This window comes from Polaromonas sp. A23 (assembly GCF_002001015.1).
Taxonomy (GTDB): Bacteria; Pseudomonadota; Gammaproteobacteria; order Burkholderiales; family Burkholderiaceae_C; genus Polaromonas.
On the sequence record NZ_MUNO01000010.1, the window covers coordinates 188913 to 209897 of the forward strand.

The following is a 20985-nucleotide window of genomic DNA, read 5'->3' on the forward strand; positions in this document are numbered from 1 at the left end:
CAGAAAATTTCCATGCTCTAGCCGTCCTGCCGGCGCAGGATCGCACCCGAACGGCAGGCGCTGCTCACATCGAGCGAAGGCTGGTAACTTGACGAATGCACGTCCAATAGTCCCAGCACGCTGTGATACAGATTGTCATGCGTCAAGACCGCGTCGCGCGCGCCTGCAAGGCATTTGCGGTCTACGTTCGAGCGCCGCAATGTCTCATTGCCGAACCAGCCGACGAAGGCCACGTGCTTTTGCGCGTCGGGTGCCAGCGCATACGGCAGGCCGTGCAGGAACAGACCGTATTCACCCAGGGATTCGCCGTGGTCGCTCATGTATAGCAGCGAGGTATCGAAGTGGCGTTCTTCCGACTTCAGCCAGTCTATCGCCCGGGCCAGGAACAAATCAGTTTCGACGATGCTGTTGTCATAGGCGTTGACTACTTCGGGCAGTGGACATTCCGAGATGGCGCTGGTCGCACATTCCGGTTTGAATTTTTTGCTGGAAAGTGATGAGCGCTTGAAATAGGCAGGGCCATGGCTGCCCATCTGGTGCATGACCACGACCACCCCTTTCCTGCTGCGCTGCGGGTCGAGCGCCGCGATGCGCGCGTCCAGCCCATACAGCATGGCCTGGTCCAGGCATTCGCCGTCCACGCACAGATGGCGGCCCATGGCGTCAGGCAGACCATTGGAGGCCTGGGCGCTGGGGATGCGTGCGCAGACACCCTTGCAGCCGGCCTGGTTGTCCAGCCAGAGCACGGCCAGCCCAGCGGCCTGCAGCACGTCCAGCAGGTTCTCGTGGTCCATCTTGCGCTTTTCGAATGCCACCTTGCCGAGCGGGGAAAACATGCAAGGTACCGAAGCCAGCGTGTTGGTGCCGCAGGAGCGCACATTGCGAAAGCTCACCACGTCGCGCGTCGCGAGCTCGGGCGTTGTGTTGCGTTCGTAGCCGTTCAGGCCGAAATGGTCGCCCCGCGCAGTCTCGCCGATCACCAACAGCATCAGGGGGCGGCGCTGCTGTGTCGCATAGCTCGCGCCCAATGCCGCGTCGGCAGAAACAGGCACCAGTCCCTTGGCACGCTTGAACAGCGGCTTGAGGTTGTAGACAGCGGCGGCGGCCACGGTGGACAGCGGGTTGAGCATGTAGCGCAGTTGCGTGTTGTTGCGCAGGAAAGGCGCAAGCAGCCGGTAACCTGCCGCCGCCGTCCCGGCAGTGATCAAAAGCGCCAGCAGAAAGAGCAGCGTGGAGCGCACGAGCTGCCTCCACGCGCCGCCGCCTACCAGCGGCACGCGCGCGACCCACAAGACAGGCAGCGCGGCCGCCAGCAACACATTGCCCAGCAAGGCCCAGCTGACGATATCGCGCGCCTCGCGCAGGTCTGTCTGCGCGGTGTTGCCGATCATGGTGGCGTCAATCATGATGCCGTAGACGAGCATGTAGTGTTGCGCAACCCCGGCGATGACAAGTATCGCAATCCACACCGGCTTCATGAAACGCGTCCACGCCGTCAGCGACAGCAAAGCGGCCGTGAGGCCGAACACCAACAGGCCGAGAGTGATGCTCTCGGGAACCAGCGTGACGGCATGGGGCAAGCGCGCAATCTCCAGCCACAAGGCCGCATTGCCAACAGTCAGGAGCCACAGCGACAACACGAGAACGACGAACTGCGGCGAACGGGGCGCTTGCCACGTTCTCGACGCTACGTGCGTCACCCGATGAAGTAGATTGATCGGCGTATGCGGGGAAGTGGAAACAGGAGGCATGCATCAACCATAAGAGCTGGGCGTGAGCCTGGCCTGAACGCCGCACTCAGGAACCGTTCAGGTTGGCCTGCAGCTGCATTTACAATGATTTATTTGGTGTCAACCCTTGCGCATCCTGCTTGTTGAAGACGACGTGCCCTTGGCCGAAGCGGTTTGCGGCTACCTGCGCGCCAAGGCGTTTGTGGTCGACAGCGTGGGCAGCCTCGCAGAAGCGCGCGCCGCGATTGCCAGCGCGCAGTATGCAGCGGTGTTGCTGGACCTGCACCTGCGGGACGGCGATGGCCTGGCGCTGCTGCCGTCGTTGCGCGCGCTGCGTGAGCAACCCATGGTGATTGTGCTGACTGCGCGCGACCAGGTCAGCGACCGGATCCGCGGACTGGACGCAGGCGCTGACGACTACCTGATCAAGCCCTACGACCCTGAAGAGTTGCTGGCACGTTTGCGCGCGGTGGAGCGCCGCAAGAGCGGCAGCGAGACGCCTGTGCTGACATTCGGCAACCTGGAAATCGACTTGGCGCGCGACCTGGTCAAGAAGAACGGAGTCCCGGTGATCCTCACGCAAAAGGAGTGGGCCTTGCTGCGCGTGATGGCCGGGAAACCCGAGCGCATCCATACCCGCGAGGCGCTCCAGGATGCCTTGTACGGCTTCGATGATGAGGCCGATAGCAACACGCTGGAAGTCTTCGTCAGCCGACTGCGCCGCAAGCTCGGGCGCGACTGCATCCAGACGCTGCGAGGGCTGGGCTATCGACTGACTGCGGCCAGGGATGACGCGCAATGACGGCGCGCATGAGTCTGGCAAAGCGTCTGAGCCGCGCACTGATCCTGTGGGTAGGCGGCGTCTGGATGCTGTGCATCCTCGGCGTGAGCTGGTATGTCTACCGCGAGATCAACCACAACTTCGACAACGAGTTGACCGAGAGCTCGCACCGGATGTTTGACATCGCAATCCACGACTGGGACAGGGTGGGTGCGTCCACCCCCAGCGCACCGGTACTGGCGCCTGAACCACTGATTCCCGGCGACGAGCTTATCTTTCACCTGGTGGACGACAACGGTCGCGTGCTGATGCGATCGGCGCAATCGCCGCAGCAAACCTTCGGCGTGCCGCTGGCGACCGGTTTCGCCGACTCGGGCCTTTGGCGCATCTACACGGTGCGCCATCCTGCGCGGCCCCTGTACCTGCAACTGGCGGACCCACTGGAAGAGCGTCGTGCCGGCCTCAAGAGCACGTTGCTGGGACTTGCGTTACCGATGGCCGCCGTGCTGCCGCTGCTGGCCCTGCTCCTGCGTACGATTGCTCGCCGCGAGCTGCGGATCCTGGAGCGGCTGGAGGAAGAGATCGCTTTGCGCAGCGGCACCGATCTGCGTCCGATCTCCCTGTCGGGGGCGCCCTCGGAGTTGCACTCGGTGGGCGACCATGTCAACCGGCTGCTGGAGCGCCTGTCGCATTCACTGGACGTGGAGCGTTCGCTGGCCGCCAACGCAGCTCACGAGTTGCGCACGCCGCTTGCAGCGGTGCGGCTGCGTTTGCACACTGCGCTGGAGCATGGACTGGACCCGACTGACGTGCAGGCGGCTTTGGAGGCGCTGAACATTCTCAGTCACCGCACAGAAAAATTGCTGCAGCTGTCGCGAGCCGAATCGGGCGCAGCCCTGGGACACCAGCCCGTCGACTTGGTGCAACTGGCTGCTACCGTGGTGCAGGAGTTCTGGCAGACCGAACCGCTGCGTCAGCGACTCGACCTTCAAGTTCCGGACGGTGGCATGCTCCCCGCTTTGGGCGACGCTGACTCGATCGCAATCGCGCTGCGCAACCTGATAGAGAACGCCCTTCGTTACGGCAAGGAATCGGCGGTGGTGGTTGTGGTTGAAGCGCCCTGCACGCTGATTGTGCGAGACATGGGCGCGGGCGTCGACGCCAGCAAGCTGCAGGACCTGTTGCAACGTCATGTACGGCAAGTGAAAGACGGCGCGGGCTACGGCCTGGGCCTGTCGATCGTCAACACGATTGTCCAAAACCATGGTGGGACACTGTCGCTTCGCTCTCCCGTGCCGGGTACGGCAGGAGGGTTAGAGGCACGCATCGATTTTCTTCAGCCACAGGCCTAAGCAGCATCGCAGCAAGCAGATCGACCCTGTTCGCGCGCTGAAACGAACCGGGTGAACCGGCTGCATGCCCATGCAATACATCGCACGACGCATGGTGTTGATATTCGAAGGTAATTTGGTGCGGCTGGCGGGGATCGAACCCACGACCCTTGGCTTCGGAGGCCAATACTCTATCCACTGAGCTACAGCCGCAACGCTGAAACAAGGAATCTGCGCGCTTTGCAGCATGCAGGAACCCCGCAGGAGCCGGCGCCGTGAGCACCCACCCCTGTGTAAGGGTTCGATTCTATCAGCCGGCCAGCCCGTATCCGGGGATTACAGGTGCGGCGGCTATAATCGAAGGTTGTCGAATATGAGTTGCTTTAGTTACCGATTTTCAGTTTTTTGAGGAAGCCATGAGCGCAAACGATCACACGACGGCCCACGAAGAAGACCACTCAGGCCCCATCAAAACACCCAAGCAGCTCCTGCTTGCCGTTTTCTTCTCTTTTGTCGTCCCTATTTTTGCCATCATTGCGCTGGTTTATTACGTCACTTCTGACAACAAGCCCGCCGCCGGCGCCGGCGATCACGAGAAAGCCATTGCCCAGCGCATCCAGAAAGTTGGCATGGTCGAGATTCGCGATGCGAACCGCCCGCTGAAACCCGGTAGCGAAGTGTTTGCAGCCCAATGCGCCGCCTGCCACGCCACAGGCGTTGCGGGTGCACCGAAACTCGGCGACGCAGCGGCCTGGGGCCCTCGCATCGGGACAGGCTACGCAGCCCTGCTCAACTCCGCACTCAAAGGCAAGGGCGCCATGGGTCCACAAGGCGGCGGTGATTTTGACGACGTGGAAATCGGCAAGGCCGTGGTGCACATGGCCAACGCCGCAGGCGGGAAATTCGCAGAACCCCAGAAAGCGGCCGCTCCAGCCGGTACCGTAGCAGCCGCGCCGGTTGCAGCTCCTGCCAAATAACGAATCTGGCTCCCTTTAAAAAAGCCGGTCACAGACCGGCTTTTTTATTGAAAATGGCCTGAACCCCATATTCAACGGACGTAAGCCGCTATTTATTCAGTAGCATCTTTCAACTGTTCCCGCCCTGCTGCAGGGCTGCGCACGTAAGAAAACCGGCGTGGCAACTCCCGGGTCGCAATCTCGACAGGCACCCACAAACCCTGCTCAATCGCGTCGGCAGCCTGGACCATGTCCTGGGTATGCACCAAGCCGAAGCCCAAATCGGTCTCCAGGTAGACGCGGCCGTGTTCATCGAGGAGGCAGCGCTGGATGCGTGCGGAGCGGCCAGTGTGTGCCGTGACCGGGAAATCCGGCGCACTGGCAATGCGCCAGATCAGCGGGGTCGCCTCAAGCTCGACATACACGCGCTGCGGGCCGTTCTGGAAAAACCACTGACCGGCCGGATCGCCTTCGTAATTGCGGGAAATGAAATCAATCAGTTTTTCATGCTTGAGCAATGAGCCCTTGCTGCCTGCCGCCCCGCTTGTAAATGAGCCGGACACCTGAGCCTTGTCATCGCGCATATACCAGTTGCCACGCGCGTCCAGGCCCAGCCAGCCAAAGCAGTGAGGCACGTTGGGCCATTTGGCAATAGCCTGGCGAACAATGTCATCCATGCAGTTCATTTTGCGCTGCTTCCAGCTGCGCCGACAAAAACCCGCACACAGCCTCAGGCATGGCCCGTACATGGCCCGGGAAGGGCGCAGAGGGGAATCCAACATGACCTCCCTCGTCCGGTTGCCAAAGCGTCACAGCAGGACTTACATCGCAGGTCTGCGGGAGGCTGGCTGCCGGTATGAAGGGGTCGTTCAGCGCATTCAACGCGAGCGCCGGCACCGCAATCTGCCGCATGCTGGGTTTGGCGGAGGCACGCCGCCAGTAGTCCTCCGTATCCTTGAAGCCATGCAAGGGCGCGGTGAAGACGTTGTCAAACGCATACAAGTCGCGAGCAGCGAGCAAGGCCTCGGCGTTGAAGAGGCCCGGGTGTTGCTCCAGTTTCTTCAGCGCCTTGGGCACCATGGATCGCAAAAACATGCGGGTGTAAACCATCCGGTTGAAACCGCGGCCGATCGCGTGGCCACTGGCAGCCAGATCCAGAGGGGAACAGACGGAAGCTACGGCCGTGACCAGGCTGCCCGCAGAAGCGCCCATCTCTCCAGCCCAACGCATCAGCGCGTTGCCGCCCAGCGAAATACCGACTGCAAAGATCGGGCCGGGGTGCAGCATGCGAAAGCGCCGCAGAATCCAGTCAATCTCCTCGAAATCGCCGGAATGATAGGCGCGTGGAGCGCGGTTCAGTTCACCCGAGCACCCACGAAAATGCGGTACAGCACAGGCCCAGCCGCGCACGCGCGCCACATCCGCAAACGCTTCGGCATAGTGGCTGGCCGACGAGCCTTCCAGGCCATGAAAAACCACAAGAAGTGGAGCCCCCACGCTCCCCACTGCGTGTGGTTCGCTGCCCCCCGGGGGGGCTGAACTTGCTCGGGGCGGCCCTTCGCGGCGTTCGGCATCCACGCCGCTGGCATGCTGCGCAAAGTCAACGTCGACAAAATCGTCGTCGGGCGCCAGCCACCGCTCGCGGCGAAAGCTCGGCGCCTCGGCCAGGTAACGCTGCGAGCGCAAGGCAGCATAAATGGTCTGCAGATTGCCCCCAGGCAACCACCACGGTGCTTTGTAATCCATTCCGGCCAGCCTCAGTGCAGCACCTGCGGAGTGTCCGAAATTTCCTGTATTTCGCGGGGAGTGCCGGGGCTGGTGTGGTGCGCCACGAGCCGCCAGCCCTGGGCGGTCTTGTGATACACGTTCGTGGCAATCACATAGGCGTGAACAGGACCTTCCTCGGTCATCACTTCAATCCGTTCCAGCACGCTGTGCACACTGGCGCTCATCGCTTCAACCTTGCGGATTTTTTCGGCATGAGCCCGGATGGTGCCATTAGCGAACATCGCGTCAAACGCGGTCCGTATGGCTGCCGCCCCCACCAGCCGCGGGCCACCGGGATGGACGCAGACGATGTCGTCCTCGTCGGCCCAGCAGGCCATGAGTTTGTCGATGTCTCCGCCTTGCAGCGCTTCGTAAAACGCTGCTTCTATATCGTCGGCGTTGCCGCCGTTTGCCTGTGAAACTTTGGGTTTTCGCATGGAATCATTCGAGTGAGGAACGCTCAGCCGGCTTTGTCGGCTGCCCCGTATTAAGCCACGCCTGCAACACCTGGTGCATGTTTCGGGCCTGGCTTGCCTGCCAGAGCAATTCCGGTGCCGCCACATGGGTACCCGCTGGAAGGACCCTGAGGACCCGGTCCACAAATTCGGCCAGCTTTACAGGACGCACCGGCTGCTCGCCTGCCGGGATCATGTATTTGAGGGTTGACAGCATCCAGGCGGCAACATTTCCAGGAAAGCCCACCCCGCCCTGTGCAGACTGCTTTTGCGCAGAACGCACCAGCAACACACGCTCAAAGCCCAATGCAGCAACCTGCTGCTCGTCGATATTGGCCAGCCCGTAACGCAACGCCTGAGGCAGCCGCCCCGGTGCGTGCGGCAACACCAGCACCAGGGTCAGCACGCCACATCGCCTTAGCCACTGTGCCAGCGGCAGCAATTGTTCCGGTTTCGGCGTCCAGAGCGCGCGCTCGCGATCGTGGTAGAGACGGGGCGGCTCGAACATCACCACCCCCGTCTGCGCAGGCAGGGTGCATACCGGCCAGGTCGCGATGTCGTCGCCGTGCACCGCGGCAATAGACACTTGCGCCAAACCGGTACTCATGGGCTCGCGCGCCAGCACCTGGGTGTGGGCAAAACCGCCACTGCCCGCCAGACGACGGAGGACCTCGCTGCCAAGAACGCCGGTGGCGCCCGCAACGATCAGGTCACCCTGGGCACTGCTCTGGACGGGGTGCGGTTTGAGGGATGCATGCAGGGCTTGCAGCGGACTGATCTGGAGGGAAAGGACGACATGTGGCGACATTCAGCTATGGTAGTGTTGCTACATGCAATTTTGGAGGCTTGCCATGAAATCACGCTTTTTAAGCTGGGGCCTTGCCGGCCTCTTCACCCTGCTGCTGTCCGGCTGCGGCTACAACGACTTTCAACGCCTGGACGAGCAGACCAAGTCGGCCTGGTCGGAAGTACTGAACCAGTACCAGCGCCGCGCCGATCTGGTGCCCAACATCGTGGCCACCGTCAAGGGTGAGGCGAATTTTGAGCAGGAAACCCTGACCAAGGTTGTGGAGGCCCGCGCCAAGGCAACGTCCATGCAGGTGACCCCCGAAACGCTGAACAACCCTGAAGCCTTCGCAAAATTCCAGGCTGCCCAGGGTGAGCTCAGTTCAGCCCTGTCGCGCCTGCTGGTGGTAACGGAAAACTACCCCAACCTCAAGGCCAACCAGGGCTTTCAGGACTTGCGCGTGCAGCTGGAAGGCACCGAGAACCGCATCACCGTGGCGCGCAACCGGTATATCCAGGCCGTGCAGGCCTACAACGTGCTGGCCCGCAGTTTTCCGAGCAATTTGACAGCGATGGTGTTCGGTTATGCGGTCAAACCGAGCTTCACTGTGCAGAATGAAGCGCAAATCTCGACGCCACCGACCGTGGATTTCAATAAAAAATAAGCCCGCTTTTCCAGCGTGCGCATGACCATTCCACTCACCTTTGCCGCCTGGCCCCGCACTGCCGCCAAGGCAATGCGCGCACTTGGTCTGCTGCTGACAACGGTTTTTCTTTGGGGTGCACTAACCGCGCGGGCGCAAGACGTGTTGCCTGTGCCTGCGTTGACGGCGCGCGTGATGGACAGCACCGGCACGTTGGATAACACGCAGCGCGAGGCGCTCGAAGCCAAGCTGGCGACGTTTGAAAAAGCGCGTGGCGCGCAGATAGTGATTTTGATGGTGCCCTCTACCGCGCCTGAAGACATTGCGGCGTACGCCCAGCGGATTGGCGACAGCTGGAAGATCGGGCGCAAGGGCATCGGCGACGGGCTATTGCTGGTAGTGGCAAAAAATGACCGTAAGGTACGCATAGAAACCACCAAAACGCTGGAAGGCGCCATTCCCGATCTCGCGGCACGCCAGATCATCGACCGGGCCATCACGCCCCGCTTCAAGCAGGGCGACTTCGCTGGCGGACTCAATGCAGCGGCCGATCAGATCATTGCGCTGATCAGCGGAGAGAACTTGCCCGCACCTGATTCAGATGCGGGGAGGGCCGGCAATAAGGGCTTCAACTGGACCGACATTGCTGTTTTCCTGTTTTTTGCAGTGCCCATAGGCGCGCGGCTGATAGCAGCCGTTTTCGGACGCAAGCTGGGGGCTATGGTCACCGGCGGCGCGGTTGGCGGCCTCGCCTGGCTGTTTACCAGCAGCCTCCTGATTGGCGGCCTCGCCGCCGTGGCCGGCGCCGCGGTAGCCTTGGTGGTCGGTCTTGGCAGCTGGGCCTCAAGCGGACGGGGCGGCGGGTCTTCCAGTTGGGGCGGCGGTGGTTCGGGCGGCGGCAGTTGGGGTGGTAGCGGTGGAGGTGGAGGCGGGTTCAGCAGCGGCGGCGGCGGTGACTTCGGCGGCGGCGGCGCTTCGGGAAGTTGGTAACCATGATCAGCAAACTCAAACTTCTGATCAAGCATCTCTGGCTTGACGCTTCCGACAGTGAGCGCGCCATACCGGCTGCGATGCTGGAACGGCTGACGCGGCGCGTGGCTGCAAGCGAGAAGCGTCACAGCGGCGAGATCCGTATTTGCGTGGAAGCATCCTTACCCTCCAGCTATCTCTGGCGGCTGGGCAGGAACACTCCCGTCAGCACACTTATTCGCGAACGGGCCGTGATGATGTTCGGCAAGTTGCGTGTCTGGGACACCGAGCACAACAATGGTGTGTTGATCTACATGTTGCTGGCCGAGCACGCGATTGAAATCGTCGCCGACCGCGGCCTGGCCCGGCATGTGAGCCCGGCGCAGTGGCAGGCCATGGTGGCGCGCATGGCGCGGGCGTTCAAGGAAAAACGGTATGAAGACGGGTTGACGCAGGCGCTGGAGGAAACTTCGGCGCTGCTGATGGCGCACTTTGCTGTTGGCGGCAGGCCGGACAGCACACCAAACAATCCCAACGAACTGCCTGACGCGCCCTTGCTGCGATAGCCGGGCGGCAGATGCCCCAGAGCGGCTGCCGGTAGCGCCGCTTCAGGGCGCCAGAACGACAGCCAACACAAAGAGGGCAGCCACCGCGAGCATGACCCGCGTCAGCCACGCTTTCCGCGCGCGCCGGGCCTTGCGCTCTGGCGATGCCTCTTCCCATGTCAGGCTGTCCAGAAGACTGTCCATTTTTCGCACCTCGTTGTTGACTTGCTCCCACCGCAACAATAAGGGGACAAGCCGCTCCATGGCAGTCATTTAGCGTGTCCAGTTGTTACCTCGCCCATTGGGCACAGCGGCGGCGCCTGAAACGCTTCACATTTGATAGCTGCCCGCGCCCGTACCATATGGGCTGGAGGCATATTTTGCTTGAATATATGCAGCAAGCGGCATCTGCATGACGAAATAGGAACGTGGCGCCGCAGCCACTCACAGCTGCGGGACTTGCAAGCACCCAGGGCAAAAAAGCAGAACGCCGCCGAGTCGTGTACCGGCGGCGATCCGGACTTTGCTTCTTCAGTCCATCAATGTCCACTTCTGTTCGCTGCGCGCCGACTCCACCACCTTCTCAATAAAGCGAACCCCGCGAGCCCCGTCTTCGATCCGCGGATAGTCGGCGTCCAGTGGATCGGGCTCGCGCCCGGCGGCACGCGCGCGGATGTCGGCCGCCACACCCAGATAGACATTCGCAAAGGCTTCAATGAAGGCTTCGGGGTGGCCAGCTGGCAAGCGGCTGGCCCGCTGCGCCGAGGGGCACAGCCAGGGTGATCCGCGCGTCAGGATGCGGCGCGGCCCGTCCAGCGGGGAATGCAGCAGCTGGTTGGGCTCTTCCTGCCGCCAGTCGAGCGTGCCGCTGCTGCCAAAAACACGCAGGCGCAAGTCGTTCTCGCAGCCGACCTCAATCTGCGAAGCGATCAGCACGCCACGTGCGCCATTGGTAAACCGCAGCAACAGATTGCCGTCGTCGTCCAGCCTGCGGCCGGGGATGAAAGCCGTCAGGTCAGCGCACAGGCTTTCAAGCTCAAGCCCGGTGACCGTGGCCACAAGGTTCTCTGCATGCGAGCCGATATCGCCGATGGCGCCTGCCGCACCGCTGCGCGCCGGATCCGTACGCCAATCGGCCTGCTTGTTGTTGCCGCCCTCAAGGCGGGTAGCGAGCCAGCCCTGGTTGTATTCGACGATGACCTTGCGTATCTCGCCGAGCATGCCCTGGCGCACCATGTTGCGTGCCTCGCGCACCATGGGATAGCCGGTGTAGTTGTAGGTCACGCCGAAGACGATGCCGCTTTTGGCGGCCACGCTGGCCAGTTCCTGCGCCTGCGCGTTGGTGTGAACCAGCGGCTTGTCGCACACCACATGAATACCGGCCTCCGCAAAAGCGCGCGCGACCGGAAAGTGCACATGGTTGGGCGTGACGATGGAAACGAAGTCGATGCGCTCGTCCTTGGCGCGTTTCAGCTCGTCGCTCAACAGCTCTTGCCAGCTGCCATGGTTTCTTGCCGCAGGCAGACCCAGGTCTTGACCTGACGCCCGCGCCTTGTCAGGGACTGACGACAAGGCGCCGGCGACCAGCTCGATCTGCCCGTCCAGAGCCATGGCTTTGCGGTGCACGGCGCCGATGAAGGCATCCCGGCCGCCACCGACCATTGCGTAACGCAGCTTTTTCATGCTGTTGACCCCGCCATGCCGCCCTGCTTCGACTTGTCAAAAACAGCATCAAAGGCACCTGCCGCAGGCTTGAAGTCCAGCCGCTTGCAGAATGCCGCGCTTTCCGTGGCGCCGTGCACCCGGTCCATGCGGCTGTCCTCCCACTCCACGCTCAGGGGGCCGGCGTAGCCGATGTCGTTGAGTGCGACGATCAGCGATTCGAAATCGATCATGCCTCGCCCCACGCTGCGGAAATCCCAGAAGCGCCTTGCATCGCCAAAGCTGGTATGCCCGCCGAACACGCCGACGGTGCCGTCGCCCTTGTTCCACCACACATCTTTCATGTGAGCGTTGTATACCCGGTCGGGAAAGGTGCGAATGAACTTGATGTAGTCCACCCCCTGGTAGCCCAAATGGCTGGGGTCGAAATTGAACCCAAAACGCCGGTGACCTTTGACTGCCTCCACCGCTCGTTGGCTGGAAGCGATGTCGAACGCAATCTCGGTGGGATGAACCTCCAGCGCAAAGTTCACGTCAACGGATTCGAACACGTCGAGGATAGGCGTCCAGCGCCGCGCGAAGTCTGCAAAACCCTTGTCCCAGAAAGCCTGCGTGGTTGGCGGAAAAGCGTAGTTGGCGTGCCAGACGGACGAGCCAGTAAAACCCGTCACTGTTTTGACACCGAATTTTGCGGCTGCGCGCGCAGTGTCCTGCATTTCGCGCGCCGCGCGCTGGCGCACGCCTTCCGGCTCGCCATCGCCCCATATCTCCTCGGAAACAATTGCCTGATGCCGTTCGTCAATCAGGTCGCAAACAGCCTGTCCCACCAGATGGGCACCAATTGCAAAGCACTGCAAGCCGTGCTGCTCAAGCAGCTTGCGCTTGTCTTTGACGTAACTGGCACTCTTCAACGCTTCCTGAACATTGAAGTGGTCACCCCAGCAGGCCAGCTCCAGGCCGTCGTAGCCCATGCTGCGGGCCAGCGGCGCCAGCTCCTTGAGCGGCAAATCGGCCCATTGGCCGGTAAACAATGTGACGGGTCTTGCCATGGCAGTAGTTCCCAAAATGTTGAACGCTTCGCTCCGCCTCTTCATTCAAGAGGCAGGCGCGAAAGCGAAGGTTGGATACCTTAAAACGGAGAAGCAGGCTCGTAGTACTGCTTGGCGTTTTCCTTGGTGATCAGGACCGACGGGATGATGGTCGTCGCAGCGACCTTCTCGCCCTTGACGCGCGCCGCAGCGGTGAGTTTCATCGCGTCGGCAATCATGCTGGGCGAATAAGTGACGTCAGCGGTCACCAGTTTGTCGCCGTCCATGACTTTCTTGATGTACTCCTTGGAACCCGCACCGCCGAGCACCAGCTTGATGTCGCTGCGCTTGGCCTGGTCGATGGCTTTCTGCACGCCCACCGCCATGTCGTCGTCGGAAGCCCAGACAGCGTCAATTTTCTTGAAGCGCGTCAGGTAGTCCTGCATGACCTTGAAGGCATCGTCACGGTTCCAGTTGCCGTGCTTCGCATCAAGAATCTTGATGCCCGGATGTGTTTTCATCACGGCAGTAAATGCATCGACGCGCTGGTTGTCGATGACCGTCGGAATACCGCGCAAGACGACTACATCGCCCTTGCCGCCCAGGGCCTTGGCCATGTACTCGGCCGAGACTTTGCCGAACCCGGGATTGTCTCCGGCAACATACGCGTCTTGCGCACTCGGATCTGTCAATCCACGGTCCACGACCGTCACGTAGACGCCTTTGCTTTTGAGTTGCGCCACAGGCTGGGTCAGCGGTGCCGACTCGAATGGAAGAATCACCAGGGTGTCGATCTTGTTGGCGGTGTGCAAATCCTGCACCTGGTTGGCTTGTTCGGCGGCGGAGCCTGCGGTTTTCACGGTGACCTTCAGGCCGGGATACTGTTTTTCAAGCTCTGCCTTGGTGCGATTGGCCCAGTACACGACACCGCCGGCCCAGCCGTGTGTGGCGGCAGGAATAGCCACGCCAATATGGGGCTTGTTCTGCGCAAAAGTCGCTGGCGCCGTACCCAGGCAGACCAGCACCGCAGCGCTGGTTGCCAGTTTCCGAATCATCGATTTCATGGTTGTCTCCTTGCTGGTTGAAAAATTGGCAGCTTGCGCCACCGGTGAAAAAACCTAGCGGCGTCCTCGCTGGAAGAACGCAACCGCGATGATGACAAAACCCTGCACGGCAGCATTGAGGTACACGCTGATGATGCTGGTCAGGTTGAGAATGTTGCTGATCACGGAAAGCAACACTGCGCCGATGACCGTGCCAGTGATGCCGCCCGCGCCACCTTTGAGGGCGGTTCCGCCCACAATCACGGCGGCAATGGCCTCGAGCTCCCACAGCAGTCCCGTGCTCGGTGAAGCCGATCCCAGGCGGGGCACGTACAGCAAGGTGGCAATGCCGACGCACACTCCCAGCAATGCGTAGGTGATGATCTTGACGCGGTCGACTTCAACGGCCGCGTAACGCGCCACCTGTTCGTTGGAGCCGATGGCCTGGACGTACCGGCCATAGGCGGTCCGGTTGAGAATCAGCGCGCCGAGCATGGCCACCGCGATAAAAACCCACACAGGAATCGGGATGCCGGCCAGGCTGCCGTAGTAGACCGGGCTGTAGACCGTCGACAGGCTGGAGTCCAGCGTGATGGCGCCGCCATTGGAAAAATAGGTGAGGTAGGCCCTGAAGATACCCAGCGTTCCCAGCGTGACGATAAAGGGTTCGATCCGGCCTTTGGTGATCAACAGGCCGTGGGCCAGACCGAACACCGCACCCAACAGCACAGCGAAGGCCATGCCGAGCGCGACCACCAGCACAGGGGACGTCATCGTTGCTGCGATCGCATTCATCATGAGGATCGTGCAACCTGCAATCAGCGCCGCCATCGAGCCGACCGACAGGTCAATGCCACCCGAGATGATGACAAAACACATGCCCACGGCAATGATGCCGATAAACGCCGTGCGGGTCAGCACATTCATGGCGTTGTCCAGCGTTGCAAAATTCTCGTTGAGCAGCACACCCGCGATGCACAGCAAGACAAGCCCCGCGAGCGGACCCAGGCCATGCAGCGACTGCCGCCAGGACAGGCTTCGGGAGGCCAGGCGCTCGGCAGCGAAGCCGGTAGCCGGCGGGGCTTCAGTGTGTTCCGGTGGCATGGGCGATCATGACCTCTTCAGTTAGTTCGTCGGCCTGGAGCATGGCGACCAGCTTGCCGGCACGCATCACGGCAACGCGATGGCACAGGCCTATCAGTTCCATCAGCTCCGAAGAAATGACAATGACGCCATGCCCTTCCCGCGCCAGACGCTGAATCAAAAAATAGATGTCGCGTTTGGCACCGATGTCGACGCCGCGTGTGGGCTCATCAAGAACAACGACGCGGGGGGCGGGATGCAGCACCTTGGCCAATGCCAGCTTTTGCTGATTGCCTCCCGACAACGCAGAAGCCGGGTTGTCGAGGGAACCTGTGCGGATTCCAAAATCATTGATGGCTGTTTGCAAGGCACGCCGTTCGGCATCTGGCGACAGCAGAGGCTGCGCATAACGTTCCAGGGCCATCAGCGTCAGGTTTTGCCGCAAGCCGAAGTGGACATGAAGCCCCTTGTTTTTCCGGTCTTCGCTGAGATAGGTCAGGCCCCTGCGAACGGCCGCGCGAGGGTTGCGTCGCACCCAGTCTTCCCCACCCAGGCGCACCCTGCCTCCGGACGATTTTCGCAAGCCGAGCAAGCCTTCAAACAGTTCCGTCCGGCCGGCACCGACCAGGCCCGCAAAACCCAGAATCTCGCCCGCGCGCACTTCAAAACTGATGTCGCTGGCCCAGCCTGGAACGTTGATATGTTCGACCTGAAACAGGGTCGCGGCATCCGATGGTGACGGCTCCTTGAGGGGATACAGGTCCGAGAGTTCGCGGCCGACCATCAGGCTGGCCATTTGCTGGCGGCTCAGGCCGGAAGTGGGCCGGCGCGCGACAAAGCGGCCATCCCGCATCACGATCACCTCATCCGTGATCCGCTCCACCTCGTCCAGCTTGTGCGAAATGTACAAGACCGTCACGCCCTCGGTCTTAAGCTGGGCGATCAGCGTAAACAGCCGTTCGGTTTCACCCGGTGTCAACGTGGCCGTCGGTTCATCCATCACCAGCAAACGCGTTTTGCGCGCCAGAGCCTTGGCAATTTCCACCAGCTGCTTTTCAGCAACGATGAGCTGGCTGACGCGGGTATCGGGGCTGATGCTCAAGCCCACCTGATCCAGCACGCGCCTCGCCTCGCCGCTCATGGCTTTGTCATCGAGCAACCAGCCGCGCTTTTTTTCGTGTCCCAGAAAGATGTTCTGGGCAATCGTCAGGTCTTCAGCAAGATTGAACTCCTGGTGAATCATGACAATGCCCTCAGCCTCAGCCGCCCGCGAGCCACCGAAGTGCACGGCCTGGCCATTGACGGTCAATTCACCGCTGGTCAGCGTTTCATAACCCGCCAGGATTTTCATCAGGGTCGACTTGCCCGCCCCGTTTTCACCCAGCAGGCCATAGACCTTGCCGGGCGCGAGTTCAAAGCTGACGTCGTGTAGCACCTGCACCGGGCCAAAGCGCTTGACGATATCCTTGAATCCTACGGTGAGACTCACTGTTGATCCTGCCTTGTCACTGGACGTTGATGGATGCCAGGAAGCCCTCCCCGCGCCAGTCGGGGCGAGGGAAATCCAGCATCGCAGCGAAGGTCGTGCGCATCAAGCCACGCCTCCGAAAATTGCGGCGTTGACCCGGTTTTCCAGCCATTCCTGACGGCCGCTCACCGGCATCGGGTTGAATTCGTTGACGAAGGCGTGCTCGGCGACCTGCGTCAAGCTCATGTCGCCGGACAGAATGCGGCGCCCAAGATCCTGTTGCCAGCCGGCATAACGTTGTTGCCTGAAACGCTCGAGTTCGTCTTGCTCAACGAGGCACACCGCACTCTTGAGCGCCAGGGCCAGCACGTCAATAGCGCCCACATGACCATGCACGATGTCGACCGCATCCATGCTTTGGCGCCTGACTTTGGCATCGAAATTGAAGCCGCCGTTGACAAACCCGCCGGCCTTGATGATTTCGTACATGGCCAGCGTCAGGTCTTCCACGCTGTTGGGGAACTGGTCGGTGTCCCAGCCGTTCTGCGGATCACCCCGGTTGGCGTCAATGCTGCCAAACACACCCAGCGCCGCGGCGGTGGCAATTTCGTGCTGAAAGCTGTGCCCTGCAAGCGTGGCGTGGTTGGCCTCGATGTTGAGCTTGATCTCCTGCTCCAGGCCAAACTGCTTGAGGAAACCGTAAACGGTCGCGCAGTCGTAGTCATACTGGTGCTTGGTGGGCTCCAGCGGTTTGGGCTCGATCAGGATGTCCCCTTTAAAACCGGTCTTGTGCTTGTGCTCCACCACCATGCGCATGAAGCGGCCCAACTGCTCGCGCTCCTGGCGCAAATCCGTATTGAGCAAAGTGTCGTAGCCTTCGCGCCCACCCCACAACACGTAGTTGGCGCCGCCCAGCTGCCTGGTGGCATTCATCGCACTGAACACCTGGGTCGCCGCGTAGGCGAACACCTCGGGGTTGGGGTTGGTTGCCGCACCCGCAGCATACCGGCGATGGCCGAACAGGTTGGCAGTGCCCCATAACAGTCGCATACCGGTCTCCTCCTGCTTCTGGGCCAACACGTCCGTCATCGCCGAGAAGTTGCTGCGGTACTGCGCCAGATTGCTGCCTTCGGGCGCCACATCGGTGTCGTGGAAGGTATAGAAAGGCACGCCCAGCCGCGTGAACAGGCTGAAAGCTGCGTCGGCTTTGCGGCGCGCCATCGTCAGCTCATCGCCTGCCTCGTGCCAGGGCCGGGAAAAAGTGCCCTGGCCGAATACGTCGCTGCCCGGCCAGACAAAGGTATGCCAATAACAGACGGCCAGGCGAAGATGCTCCTGCATGGTTTTGCCAAGCAGGCGTTCTTCAGGGTTGTAGTGGCGGTAAGCCAGTGGGGAACTGCCGCCTGGCCCTTCATAACGGACTGGCGCAATGGAATCGAAGTAGGACATCTCGAAAAACCTGCTTTAAGTGAATCCGCAAATGCTACTTCTCACGGGCCGGCAGCTCGATTGTGAAAATCACCAGCAACCATGGCAATATTTGATGCTGCACCGCAAAAAGTGAAGTACTGAGCGAGAATGCGTAGGCAAACCCACCCGATTTCATGTCGCTTCACCGTACACCTGCCAACGCCAGGGTCTACCGCGTGGCCTTGCTGTTTCATGCCAGCAAGGTCTACGACCGCGAGGTCATTGCGGGCATCGGCTCCTATGTGAACCAGACACGCGTCGCCTGGGACCTGTTTCTGGAAGAGGACTTCCGTTTCCGCCTCGACGGGATAGAGGACTGGGGAGGCGACGGCATCATTGCGGACTTCGATGATCCAGCCGTCTCCCGCGCCTTGTCCACCATGGGGCTACCGGTCGTAGCCGTCGGCAGTTCCTATTCCGACAAAACCCTTTACCCGGCAGGCGTGCCCTATGTCGCCACGGACAACCAGCTGCTGATCCAGCAGGCCTACCTGCATCTCATCGAAATGGGATTAACCCAGTTTGCGTGCTACAGCCTGCCCGAATCGCCGCTCAATCGCTGGGCACAGGAACGCGAAAAGGTATTTGACGCATTAATGCAGCGCGACCGGCTGACCTGCCATATTCACCGCGGACTGGCTACCAGCGCACCCACCTGGAACAGCGCCTCGCACCAGCTCATGGGCTGGTTGAAATCTCTGCCTAAACCCGTGGGAATAATCGCCGTCACGGATGCACGCGCCCGGCAGTTGCTGCAAGCCTGCATCATGGCCGACATCGCCGTGCCCGATGAGGTCGCTATTGTGGGCATTGACAACGACACGCTGGGCCAGCATTTAACGCGCATCCAGCTCAGCTCGGTCAGCCAGGGGACGGAGGAAATGGGTCGTGCCGCCGCGCACTTGCTCCACCAGATTCTGGGCGGCGCGCGACTCAAGGACACGCGCATTGTTGTGCCACCAGCAGGAGTGCAGGCGCGCGCCTCCAGTCATCGTGAGGCGGTCCACGGCCCGCACGTGATGCGGGCACTTCATTACATCCGCCAATATGCCTGCCAGGGCATCAAGACCGAGCAGGTGGCCGCCCATGTTGGCTTGTCACGCTCTTCGCTGGAGACTTACTTTCGCCGCGAACTGCAACGCACGGTGCATGACGAGATATTGCTGTACAAGCTTCAACAGGCCAGGTCCTTGCTCGATGACTCCCAACTCACCGGTGCGGAGGTTGCCGGCCGCGCCGGCTTCGGTTCGGTGCAGTATCTCAACTCGGTGTTCAAACGCGAGCTGGGGTGCACGCCCCGCGAGTACCGGGAACGCGCTGCAACCGCGAAGAACTAGGGCTCCGCCGCACGATGCGAGGTTCATAAAAAAAGCCCTGGTCTTTCGAGCAGGGCTTGGGACGCGCGCCGTCTTTGGTTCACGCTATTTTTTCTGCCGATACTTACGCAAAGCCGCAATCTGCGCAGCCATCACGGCAAGCTCGGACTGAGCCATCGCAATATCGATATCGGTCTTTGCATTTTTCAACGCTTCCTCGGCGGCAGCCTTGGCAGCGCTGGCCTTGGCTTCGTCGAGATCCTTGCCGCGAATGGCGGTGTCGCTAAGCACAGTCACGCAATTGGGCTGAACTTCCAGCAGGCCGCCGGCCACGAAAACAAACTCTTCTGAACCATCGGCCTTTTCAATACGTACCGCACCAGGTTTGATGCGGGTGATCAGCGGCGTGTGGCGTGGGTAAATGCCCAACTCGCCAGCTTCGCCGGGCAAAGCCACGAATTTGGCTTCACCGGAGAAGATGGACTCTTCCGCGCTGACAACATCGACATGGATGGTGTGTGAGGTGTCCATTGCTTAGACCTTCTTGGCCTTCTCGAAGGCTTCGTCAATCGTGCCGACCATGTAGAAGGCCTGTTCCGGCAGGTGGTCGCACTCGCCGGCCACAATCATCTTGAAGCCGCGGATGGTTTCAGCCAGGCTGACGTATTTGCCGGGCGAACCAGTGAACACCTCGGCAACGTGGAAAGGCTGCGACAGGAAACGCTGGATCTTGCGTGCACGGGCCACGGCCAGCTTGTCTTCAGGGGCCAGTTCGTCCATGCCCAGAATTGCGATGATGTCGCGCAGTTCCTTGTAGCGCTGCAGCGTGCCCTGCACGGCACGGGCCGTAGCGTAGTGGTCTTCGCCCACAACGTTCGGGTCCAGCTGGCGGCTGGTCGAATCCAGTGGGTCAACCGCAGGGTAGATACCCAGCGAAGCGATGTCACGCGAAAGCACCACGGTGGAGTCCAGGTGGGCAAAGGTCGTGGCAGGCGATGGGTCGGTCAAGTCATCGGCAGGCACGTAAACGGCCTGGATGGAAGTGATGGAGCCGACCTTGGTGGAGGTAATACGCTCTTGCAGACGGCCCATTTCTTCGGCCAGCGTCGGCTGGTAACCCACGGCGGAAGGCATACGGCCCAGCAGCGCGGACACTTCAGTACCGGCCAGCGTGTAGCGGTAGATGTTGTCCACGAAGAACAGCACGTCACGGCCTTCGTCACGGAAGGATTCGGCAATCGTCAGGCCGGTCAGCGCGACGCGCAAACGGTTGCCTGGGGGCTCGTTCATCTGGCCGTAAACCATGGCCACTTTGGATTCGCCGAGGTTCTCGAGGTTCACGACGCCGGAGTCGGCCATTTCGTGATAGAAGTCATTGCCTTCGCGGGTACGTTCACCCACACCGGCAAACACGGACAAGCCCGAGTGCGCCTTGGCGATGTTGTTGATGAGTTCCATCATGTTCACGGTCTTGCCGACGCCCGCGCCACCGAACAGGCCCACCTTGCCGCCCTTGGCGAACGGGCAAACCAGGTCGATCACCTTGATGCCGGTTTCCAGCAGTTCCTGCGATGGCGAGAGTTCGTCGTAGGCAGGCGCCTTGCGATGGATCGGGGCGGTCAAGGTCTGATCGACCGGGCCACGCTCGTCAATCGGCGCACCCAGCACGTCCATGATGCGGCCCAGCGTGGCTTTGCCGACCGGAACGGTAATGTTGGCGCCGGTGTTGTACACCATGTTGCCGCGGCGCAGGCCGTCGGAGGTGCCCAACGCGATGGTGCGCACAATGCCGTCACCCAGCTGCTGCTGGACTTCCAGCGTCAGCGCGGAGCCTTCCATTTTCAGCGCGTCATAGATCTTGGGCATCTGGTCACGCACAAATTCCACGTCCACCACCGCACCAATACACTGAACAATCTTGCCTTGAGCCTGAGCCATGATTGAATCCTTT

At 61.2% G+C, this 20985-nt stretch carries 21 protein-coding genes and 1 tRNA gene; 7 read left to right on the plus strand and 15 right to left on the minus strand.

The window, feature by feature from the left end; genetic code table 11:
* Positions 1-17 precede the first annotated feature (17 nt).
* On the minus strand, positions 18-1640 hold the full coding sequence (locus B0B52_RS05225) for a phosphoethanolamine transferase (protein WP_254425645.1): 1623 nt from the start codon (positions 1638-1640) through the stop codon (positions 18-20).
* A gap of 217 nt (positions 1641-1857) precedes the next feature.
* Between B0B52_RS05225 and B0B52_RS05230 the strand changes: the two genes are divergently transcribed.
* Positions 1858-2532 carry a response regulator transcription factor gene (locus tag B0B52_RS05230; RefSeq protein ID WP_077592552.1) on the plus strand — a complete coding sequence of 225 codons (675 nt, stop codon included), beginning with the start codon at positions 1858-1860 and terminating at the stop codon, positions 2530-2532.
* Between the two features lie 8 nt (positions 2533-2540).
* Entirely contained in the window at positions 2541-3863 is a 1323-nt protein-coding gene (locus tag B0B52_RS05235; RefSeq protein WP_254425646.1) for an ATP-binding protein, read from the plus strand.
* 116 nt (positions 3864-3979) lie between these two features.
* On the opposite strand, the gene B0B52_RS05240 is transcribed toward B0B52_RS05235, so the two are convergent.
* A tRNA-Arg gene (locus B0B52_RS05240) sits at positions 3980-4055 on the minus strand.
* A gap of 203 nt (positions 4056-4258) precedes the next feature.
* Between B0B52_RS05240 and B0B52_RS05245 the strand changes: the two genes are divergently transcribed.
* Positions 4259-4819 carry a cytochrome c5 family protein gene (locus tag B0B52_RS05245; RefSeq protein WP_077592554.1) on the plus strand — a complete coding sequence of 187 codons (561 nt, stop codon included), beginning with the start codon at positions 4259-4261 and terminating at the stop codon, positions 4817-4819.
* A 92-nt stretch (positions 4820-4911) separates the two neighbouring features.
* Here the strand turns inward: B0B52_RS05245 and B0B52_RS05250 are convergent, their stop codons facing one another.
* The 4 genes from B0B52_RS05250 to B0B52_RS05265 are packed head-to-tail and all read right to left on the minus strand — an operon-like array spanning position 4912 to position 7828.
* Entirely contained in the window at positions 4912-5475 is a 564-nt protein-coding gene (locus B0B52_RS05250; protein ID WP_077592555.1) for a DUF2946 family protein, read from the minus strand.
* Positions 5468-6544, minus strand: coding sequence for a YheT family hydrolase (locus B0B52_RS05255; RefSeq protein WP_077592556.1), 1077 nt, complete (start codon positions 6542-6544; stop codon positions 5468-5470). The genes B0B52_RS05250 and B0B52_RS05255 overlap by 8 nt, the downstream gene beginning before the upstream one ends.
* 11 nt (positions 6545-6555) lie before the next feature.
* Positions 6556-7002, minus strand: a complete 447-nt coding sequence (locus tag B0B52_RS05260; protein WP_077592557.1) for a nuclear transport factor 2 family protein — start codon at positions 7000-7002, stop codon at positions 6556-6558.
* 4 nt (positions 7003-7006) lie between these two features.
* Positions 7007-7828, minus strand: coding sequence for a hypothetical protein (locus B0B52_RS05265; RefSeq protein ID WP_077592558.1), 822 nt, complete (start codon positions 7826-7828; stop codon positions 7007-7009).
* Between the two features lie 43 nt (positions 7829-7871).
* Between B0B52_RS05265 and B0B52_RS05270 the strand changes: the two genes are divergently transcribed.
* The 3 genes from B0B52_RS05270 to B0B52_RS05280 are packed head-to-tail and all read left to right on the plus strand — an operon-like array spanning position 7872 to position 9985.
* A complete protein-coding gene (locus B0B52_RS05270) occupies positions 7872-8471 on the plus strand; it encodes a LemA family protein (RefSeq protein WP_077592559.1) in 600 nt (199 codons plus the stop codon).
* A 21-nt stretch (positions 8472-8492) separates the two neighbouring features.
* Positions 8493-9440, plus strand: coding sequence for a YgcG family protein (locus tag B0B52_RS05275; protein WP_371327367.1), 948 nt, complete (start codon positions 8493-8495; stop codon positions 9438-9440).
* Positions 9441-9442: 2 nt separating this feature from the next.
* A complete protein-coding gene (locus tag B0B52_RS05280) occupies positions 9443-9985 on the plus strand; it encodes a TPM domain-containing protein (protein WP_077592560.1) in 543 nt (180 codons plus the stop codon).
* 42 nt (positions 9986-10027) lie between these two features.
* On the opposite strand, the gene B0B52_RS22420 is transcribed toward B0B52_RS05280, so the two are convergent.
* From B0B52_RS22420 to xylA, 7 genes are all read right to left on the minus strand, one after another.
* Positions 10028-10168 carry a hypothetical protein gene (locus B0B52_RS22420; RefSeq protein ID WP_168173474.1) on the minus strand — a complete coding sequence of 47 codons (141 nt, stop codon included), beginning with the start codon at positions 10166-10168 and terminating at the stop codon, positions 10028-10030.
* Between the two features lie 327 nt (positions 10169-10495).
* A complete protein-coding gene (locus B0B52_RS05290) occupies positions 10496-11647 on the minus strand; it encodes a Gfo/Idh/MocA family protein (RefSeq protein WP_077592562.1) in 1152 nt (383 codons plus the stop codon).
* Entirely contained in the window at positions 11644-12675 is a 1032-nt protein-coding gene (locus B0B52_RS05295) for a sugar phosphate isomerase/epimerase (RefSeq protein ID WP_077592601.1), read from the minus strand. The genes B0B52_RS05290 and B0B52_RS05295 overlap by 4 nt, the downstream gene beginning before the upstream one ends.
* A gap of 80 nt (positions 12676-12755) precedes the next feature.
* Positions 12756-13718, minus strand: a complete 963-nt coding sequence (locus B0B52_RS05300; RefSeq protein WP_077592563.1) for an ABC transporter substrate-binding protein — start codon at positions 13716-13718, stop codon at positions 12756-12758.
* Between the two features lie 54 nt (positions 13719-13772).
* Positions 13773-14801 (minus strand): ABC transporter permease, encoded by a 1029-nt coding sequence (locus B0B52_RS05305; RefSeq protein ID WP_077592564.1) that lies wholly within the window; start codon positions 14799-14801, stop codon positions 13773-13775.
* Entirely contained in the window at positions 14782-16269 is a 1488-nt protein-coding gene (locus B0B52_RS05310; RefSeq protein ID WP_077592565.1) for a sugar ABC transporter ATP-binding protein, read from the minus strand. The genes B0B52_RS05305 and B0B52_RS05310 overlap by 20 nt, the downstream gene beginning before the upstream one ends.
* Before the next feature lie 102 nt (positions 16270-16371).
* Complete coding sequence (gene xylA, locus B0B52_RS05315; protein WP_077592566.1) at positions 16372-17697, minus strand: xylose isomerase; 1326 nt, start codon at positions 17695-17697, stop codon at positions 16372-16374.
* A 155-nt stretch (positions 17698-17852) separates the two neighbouring features.
* Here xylA and B0B52_RS05320 point away from each other — a divergent pair, with 155 nt between their 5' ends.
* Entirely contained in the window at positions 17853-19055 is a 1203-nt protein-coding gene (locus B0B52_RS05320) for a DNA-binding transcriptional regulator (protein ID WP_077592567.1), read from the plus strand.
* An 84-nt stretch (positions 19056-19139) separates the two neighbouring features.
* On the opposite strand, the gene B0B52_RS05325 is transcribed toward B0B52_RS05320, so the two are convergent.
* Complete coding sequence (locus B0B52_RS05325) at positions 19140-19565, minus strand: F0F1 ATP synthase subunit epsilon (RefSeq protein WP_077592568.1); 426 nt, start codon at positions 19563-19565, stop codon at positions 19140-19142.
* Between the two features lie 3 nt (positions 19566-19568).
* Positions 19569-20972 (minus strand): F0F1 ATP synthase subunit beta, encoded by a 1404-nt coding sequence (atpD, locus tag B0B52_RS05330; RefSeq protein WP_077592569.1) that lies wholly within the window; start codon positions 20970-20972, stop codon positions 19569-19571.
* Positions 20973-20985: the final 13 nt, after the last annotated feature.